Origin of the sequence: Pararhizobium antarcticum, from assembly GCF_001885585.1 — a bacterium.
Lineage (GTDB): Bacteria > Pseudomonadota > Alphaproteobacteria > Rhizobiales > Rhizobiaceae > Pararhizobium > Pararhizobium antarcticum.
The window spans coordinates 1-6,491 of sequence record NZ_LSRP01000155.1; the positions used below are offsets into that span (position 1 = coordinate 1).

Below are 6,491 nucleotides of genomic sequence, written 5' to 3' on the forward strand. Positions count from 1 at the left end.
GCGCAGTTGCGCCGGTCTTCCCGCCCTGCGGTCCGGAAGATGTCTTCGAAAAGAAATGAAGACAGGAAGGGGTGGCAACCGCCGCTCCAGGACCCCGGAAGGAGCAATTCCCATGCAGATTATGAAACTCGATCCCCGTGCGCTGAAGGACAATCCCGATGATGCTCGCCGCACGAAATCGACACCGCAGTCCGATGCGCTGCTTTTGGCGACGGTCAAGGCCGTCGGTATTCTCCAGCCACCGGTCGTATCCCCTGAGACTGATGGTGGGAATGGCTATGTCATCCAGGCGGGTCATCGCCGTGTGCGACAGGCTGTTGCCGCTGGTCTGGACGAAATCGATATTCTCGTCGTCGAGCCTGCCAACGACAATGGCGTCATGCGCTCGATGGTGGAGAACATCGCCCGTGAGCCGCTGAACCCTGTCGACCAGTGGCGCGGCATCGAACGACTGGTGGCACTTGGCTGGACAGAGGAGGCGATCGGCGTGGCACTGGCCCTGCCGGTGCGCCAGATCCGCAAGCTCAGGCTTCTCGCCAATGTTTTGCCCGCCATGCTGGACCAGATGACGCTCGGCGATATGCCGAACGAACAGCAACTGCGCGCGATCGCGGCGGCCTCGCTCGACGAACAGAAAGAGGCCTGGAAAGCGCTGAAGCCGAAAAAGAACGATCGGGCCGATTGGTACTCTGTCTCGCGGGCGCTCTCGAAGACGCGGATGTTTGCGAGAGATGCAAGCTTCGGCGATGACCTTGCCAGCGCCTACGGCATCGAATGGATCGAGGATCTGTTTGCGCCGGCTGATGAGGACTGCCGCTACACAACAAACGTCGAAGCGTTTCTCGGCGCCCAGCAGGAGTGGATGACCAACAACCTTCCGAAGAAAGGGACAATCGTTGACGTGAATGGCTACGGTCAGCCGGAGCTTCCGAAGAAGGCGGAGCGCATCTACGGCAAGCCCGCAAAATCCGATCACGTTGCCATGTATCTCGACCGCGACGGCAAGGTGCAGTCTGTCGCCTTCCGCATGCCGGAAGACTTCAAAAAGGCGGCGGGCAAAAGCGGTGCGTCAACAATAGGTGGTGAGACCGGCGCTGATGACACGATCATCGAGGCACCCAAATCTCGGCCTGACGTCACGCAGAAGGGGCAGGACATGATCGGCGATTTCCGCACCGATGCGCTGCATGAAGCGCTCGGCCGCGCGCCGATCGAGGACGATACGCTGATGGCGCTGCTGGTTCTTGCCTTTGCCGGCCAGAATGTCCGCGTTGATTCCGGCGCCAGCGATGCCGTGTTTGGCGCCAAGCGGTTCAAGCGCCACGCCGCCCGCCTCATCTCAGAAGACGGCAAGCTTTCCTTCGACAGAGAGACGCTGCGTGTCGCCGCCCGCTCGATGCTGATCGACGTCCTGTCATGCCGCCGTGGCATGTCGAACAGCGGTGTGGTGTCTTGTATTGCCGGTGATGCCATCGGCGCAGACGGGTACCTGCCGAATATGGGTTCGGAGGACTTCCTCCTGTGCCTGTCCCGGCAGTCCCTGGAAGCGACAGCCAAAGAGGCAAACCTGACGCCTCGCCAGAAAGTGCGCGAGACCCGCTCGGCTCTCGTCGATCACTTCAGGGACGGGCACCTCGTCCATTCGTCTGCCCTGTTTGCGCCCGATCCGAACGACGTCGCCGATCTGGTCAGCCATTCCGACATGCTCGACGGTGAAGATTTGGCGGTTGAAACCGGAGAGGACGACAGTGAAGACGGCGCTGCTGCAGGCGCCATGGCCGACGAGGATCTGGATCCGGCCGACGAGGAAGACACGGCCGCCGTCGTCGGCGATGCTGCAGAGGTGACCAGTCCCGATGACGAGCAGGACGCCTACGCGATCGCGGCAGAATAGCGGCCGCATCCCCACTGTTCCGAACAGTCTCCGCCGCCGGCCACAACCGGCGGCGGTTTTGTTTCCAGCAACTGCAGAACCGACAAGGAGAAACCCATGTCCGCATCCCTGATTTATGATCTCGCCCCGATCGGCTCCATCGTCGTATGGTCGGATGGCACCCCACGCCCGCCTGAACGCCATAAAAAGAAGCTGGCCGCCTGGGAGACCCGCAACAGCCAGGGCCGGTTGATCCGCAAGGATGGTCCGCGCACGCGCGGCACCTACACTACGCCCGCGTCCTTCACCCTGCATGAAGGCAATATCGTCAGCGGAACCACCATCATGGTCACGATCTCAAGAACATTCGGGCTCGACAGCAATCTCGCATTCAAGGTTCTGGAGCGTCCGCCGCTCGGGTCGATCAGGATCTTTGACCGCCCCGGTCCCTCCCATGAACTGATCCATCTCGCCGAGAACATTGTGGCAGCCGAGGCATGGCTGAAGGTTCACCGGTATCCACTTGCCGTTCTGGAAGAGGTCACGGCTGACGAAATCGCTGTCGATCATGTCGAAGGGAGGACTGCGGCATGACGTACCCTCATCCTTCAAACGACACGATCGCTCCCATCCCCGGCCAAGCACATGACCAACCAGGTGTGGAGTTTGGCACAAGTGCGGACGGTTTTCCGGTCGCACGCATCGGCGATACCACCCTTGCCATGGTCCCGACGGCCGATGGCCGCGAAAACTTTCTCGCCAGCGCATGGCGGCTGACCCGCCCCTTGGCAGACCTGAAGCGGCGGGACTTCCATGGACATGAAGGGCGTCTGGACAACGAGGCGGCGTTCCGTGCCCGGGTCGTTGAGACGGCCCGGCACAAGGCCGAACTCGCCAACCTCAGCCGCGAACAGGTCCGCATGTCCTGCAGTACGCCATGGGGCGCGTCCCAGCATGCGACGATCTATGCCGACGGCATCGTGTTCCACGCGACATCAGGCCATGGCGGTTTCCATCTGTCCGCCGCGCGCAATGACAAAGTCCTGGAAGTGTTGCGAAACGCCTCTGGCTGGTACGAAGAGGATACGGAGTGGGCCATCGTTGCCCTGATATTTCCTGATGTGTTCACGACCTATGAGCGGTCATGTGCCGATGAGACGCTGCGCAACGCCTGGCCGTCCGAGTGGGAGCGGATCCATGGTCGCCGGCTTGAGCCGGGCGAGTCCTGGTCAAAGGACAAAGCAGTCTTCGAGCGGACGCATGTTCACGACTGGGTGGTGGCTTCCGCTATCACCTCCACGCACCACGCCGGCATGGTCGAGGTTGTGGCGAGGCGCAGCCGTGCCAGCACCGCCCAGGACGAGGAGCGACGCTTTCTGGTACCAAGTTCGGAGTACGACACGCGTGGCCGCTTCGGCTTCGTCATCGATGGACAGCGGCACGCTATCTACGACGGTCCGTCCAACTTCCTCGGCTGGCCGCGGCGAAAGACCCTGTCATGACCGCTGGGAACCCGCAGAGTCTGGTTGCGCGCATGGAGGCTGTTCGGCGCGAGACGGCGCATCACCTCGATCGCGTGCAACGGCAGATCGAAGGACGTGCCGAGCGTCTGACCGTGACCGAGAAGGCCAAATCCGGCAATCGCACCCACAAGCGATCCGGTGCCCGCTGGACGCGGTCGGATGCAACGCTGTATCAGAGCCACGTCGAGCCCCTCGCTTTCAAGCGGCGCTGAGAGATCGAGGCGCTTGTCCGCAAGCTCGAACGGCAGGACCGCGCCATCGCGGTTATCATATCAAAGCTCGACATGGGTGGTTTGCAGCTGGCAGCGTGAGGCTGATTTCGGCTTGGTGTTATCAGCGGCGCTTTAGGATGCGGCGGTGGAGACGGTATATCCGGAGCCTGGCCATGTGTTTCCACGATCGGTTCTGTTGCTGGTCGCGTGCCCGCGCCGGCCTGCCCTTCGTGTTCGTTGCGGTCTAAACCGGCGACCGGTCGTTTCAAGGCCGCTGGCGCGCCGCGGTGCGGCCGGACCCACCTCGTTTCGCAAATCAGGTCCGCGTCCTTCGCAGGTGTGCCACCCGCTTGGCCGCAAACCGGATTTGCTCGCTTGGCCGTCCCGGACCTGTGAAAGCGCCCGCCTTCCACCGGTTCCTTTTGACCGCGCCGAAGGGCAGACCGGCACGGGGCCGGAACCGCTTCGGAGAACCGAAAAGGAAACCGACATGGCCAAGCAAGCCGCATCCAACCGTTCGTCAGCCCGCATTGTCCAACTCCGCAAGGGCGCCACCGTCGAGATGGTCCGCCTCACCTGCCCCGACAGCGCGCAGGCACTCAAGATCGCCGAGAGTTTTGGTAACGTCGTCGTCGATAGCGATGGCATCCGTGACGACCACGAACGGCTGCTCACCGAGAGCGCCGCAAGCCTCAGCGAGGGCCTTGGCGAAAAAGCCATGCAGATCCATCTCCAGCGCATCGTCGGCGCCTTCGTCGGATCGGCGCATGGCGCCGGCCAGTTCTACTCCCGCGCAGTATCCGAGGCCCGTGACGCGACGGCCAAGGCGTCGAACGACGCCCGCGACGAGGATCTCGACGGCCCGGTCGGCTATGACAGCGCCGCCCAACGCAAGCGAGAGTTTGCAGCCGACATGGGCATCCAGGCCCATTCGCTGAGGATGGCAGCCGAGGGGGCCATTGCTGCCTACGAACAGGTGATCGGCGAGACCTGGAAGCCCTTCGATCGCCCGGTCGAAAACCCCGGCGCCAGTCTCGACCGCAAGGCTGCCGCCGCACAGATGGACGCTCTCGGCTGAGCCAATCAGGCGGGGTTCCGGCCCCACTCCTTTTTCCCGTCCGCATCGGTCGGTTCCTGTCGGGACCGGCCCTTTTTCATGTCGAGAGCTAAATTCAGAGAGTGCTGGGCTGATCGCGGCTCGTCCCGGCCGGTTGTCCTGCAGGAGCCGGCATACCTGCGCAACGGCTGCGCCGTCCTCTTCTTCGTTCTGGCCCTCCGGGTGCGCAGGAAACCCTTTGCCTCCTGCGTCAGGACCTCCGTGACGGACCGCGATCGACGCGGTTGGACAATAAGGAGAAATGAAGATGAATAGGAAATCGACAGGCGCTAGCTGCGACATCTATACCCGGATCACCGACCGGATCGTGGCCGATCTCGAGCAGGGCGTTCGCCCCTGGATGAAGCCGTGGAGTGTGGCGAACGCGCAATCGCGCATCACCCGGCCACTCCGGCACAATGGCCTACCCTATTCGGGCATGAACGTGCTGCTTCTTTGGTCGGAAAGCGTCGCGCGGGGGTTCTCCTCGTCGATTTGGATGACGTTCAATCAGGCGCTCGAGCTCGGTGGCGCGGTGCGAAAGGGCGAAACCGGCTCGACGGTGGTCTTCGCCAGCCGCTTTACCAAGTCCGAGAACGACGGTCAGGGCAATGAGGTCGACCGTGAAATACCCTTCCTCAAGGCTTATTCCGTTTTTAACGTCGAACAGATCGATGGGCTTCCTGAACGTTATCATGAGCAACCGGTGCCTGTTGTCGATCCGGTGGAACGGATCGGGCAGGCCGATCGCTTCTTCCGTAACACCGGCGCAGTGATCCGGCATGGCGGCGGCCAAGCCTACTATTCGCCGGTGACGGATCATATCCAGATGCCGCCGTTCGAGACGTTTCACGATGCCACCGGCTATGTGGCGACGCTCAGCCATGAAGCCACGCATTGGACAGCGCATCCGTCCCGGGTCGGCCGCGATCTCAGCCGTTACGCCAAGGATAAAACCGAACGCGCGCGCGAAGAGCTGATCGCCGAACTCGGCAGTTGCTTCCTTTGCGCCGACCTTGGCATCGTTCCGGAACTGGAGCCGCGATCCGATCACGCTTCTTACCTGCAGTCTTGGCTGCGTGTGTTGTCAGACGACAAGCGTGCGATATTCCAGGCGGCCGCCCATGCGCAGCGCGCCGTGAGTCTTCTTTATGATCTGCAGGGGGCAGCGGAGACCGGGATCAGGGCGGCTTGAGGTCAACTGGACGATCAGCGACGGTCGTCGGCCCCGCCGGCGGCTGTTACCTCGACCAAGTCCCGTTCCACGTGCGGGTCCTCTTGCGGCCTGAGATCCAGCTTTCCCCAAATCGAGGGCTTGTTGGTATCGTGCCTGAGTTTACGGGACGGCTTTCGCTCAACGATGAACGACTTTGTCTGCTGGCGCATGGATCCTCCGGGCCACGATTCGCTGACGAACGATAGAGCGCGTTTGAGTGGCCACAACTGTGCTCTTGCCAGGGAAGCAATTCGGCTGGGGATTAACGGCTATCAGCAGGTTGCTTCAGGAGATCACGCCAGCGCATGCCCTTCCTAAAGGGGCCGAACGTCGAGACCGCCACCGCTATGTCCAATCCCCTGTTTCCGGCGCTCCATTTGCGGGCTCGATGGGGCATGTCTGACCGGAGAGCGGCTGCGCCTCGATCGTTTTCCCGCAACGGCTTCCGCAGATTTCTTACCCCGTCCGGCTGCGCCACCCTCCTCTCCGACTAACAAATCAGCGGCCTGCCGCCCTCCATTGCATTGCGGCCCTATGCCACCCCATTGCCTAAGCGCGGCGGGACCCCGGC

The 6,491-nt window shown here is 62.4% G+C and carries 6 protein-coding genes; all 6 read left to right on the forward strand.

All coding sequences use genetic code 11. The features are described from left to right. Window positions 1–112: 112 nt before the first annotated feature. On the forward strand, window positions 113–1,894 hold the full coding sequence (locus AX760_RS25900; RefSeq protein WP_071835901.1) for a ParB N-terminal domain-containing protein: 1,782 nt from the start codon (window positions 113–115) through the stop codon (window positions 1,892–1,894). Between the two features lie 96 nt (window positions 1,895–1,990). Next, on the forward strand, window positions 1,991–2,467 hold the full coding sequence (locus AX760_RS25905) for a hypothetical protein (protein WP_071835902.1): 477 nt from the start codon (window positions 1,991–1,993) through the stop codon (window positions 2,465–2,467). Beyond that, complete coding sequence (locus AX760_RS25910; protein ID WP_083531358.1) at window positions 2,464–3,375, forward strand: DUF7007 domain-containing protein; 912 nt, start codon at window positions 2,464–2,466, stop codon at window positions 3,373–3,375. The genes AX760_RS25905 and AX760_RS25910 overlap by 4 nt, the downstream gene beginning before the upstream one ends. Beyond that, complete coding sequence (locus AX760_RS25915; protein ID WP_071835904.1) at window positions 3,372–3,608, forward strand: hypothetical protein; 237 nt, start codon at window positions 3,372–3,374, stop codon at window positions 3,606–3,608. Before AX760_RS25910 ends, AX760_RS25915 begins: the two co-directional genes overlap by 4 nt. Before the next feature lie 490 nt (window positions 3,609–4,098). Continuing rightward, window positions 4,099–4,686 carry a hypothetical protein gene (locus AX760_RS25920; RefSeq protein WP_071835906.1) on the forward strand — a complete coding sequence of 196 codons (588 nt, stop codon included), beginning with the start codon at window positions 4,099–4,101 and terminating at the stop codon, window positions 4,684–4,686. Window positions 4,687–4,972: 286 nt separating this feature from the next. After that, window positions 4,973–5,899 (forward strand): ArdC family protein, encoded by a 927-nt coding sequence (locus AX760_RS25925; protein WP_083531359.1) that lies wholly within the window; start codon window positions 4,973–4,975, stop codon window positions 5,897–5,899. The last annotated feature ends 592 nt before the right edge of the window (window positions 5,900–6,491 follow it).

Excerpts from the sequence above, each read along its gene's own strand:
- AX760_RS25900 (WP_071835901.1), top strand. The coding sequence starts at position 113 with ATGCAGATTATGAAACTCGATCCCCGTGCGCTGAAGGACAATCCCGAT.
- AX760_RS25905 (WP_071835902.1), top strand. The coding sequence starts at position 1,991 with ATGTCCGCATCCCTGATTTATGATCTCGCCCCGATCGGCTCCATCGTC.
- AX760_RS25910 (WP_083531358.1), top strand. The coding sequence starts at position 2,464 with ATGACGTACCCTCATCCTTCAAACGACACGATCGCTCCCATCCCCGGC.
- AX760_RS25915 (WP_071835904.1), top strand. The coding sequence starts at position 3,372 with ATGACCGCTGGGAACCCGCAGAGTCTGGTTGCGCGCATGGAGGCTGTT.
- AX760_RS25920 (WP_071835906.1), top strand. The coding sequence starts at position 4,099 with ATGGCCAAGCAAGCCGCATCCAACCGTTCGTCAGCCCGCATTGTCCAA.
- AX760_RS25925 (WP_083531359.1), top strand. The coding sequence starts at position 4,973 with ATGAATAGGAAATCGACAGGCGCTAGCTGCGACATCTATACCCGGATC.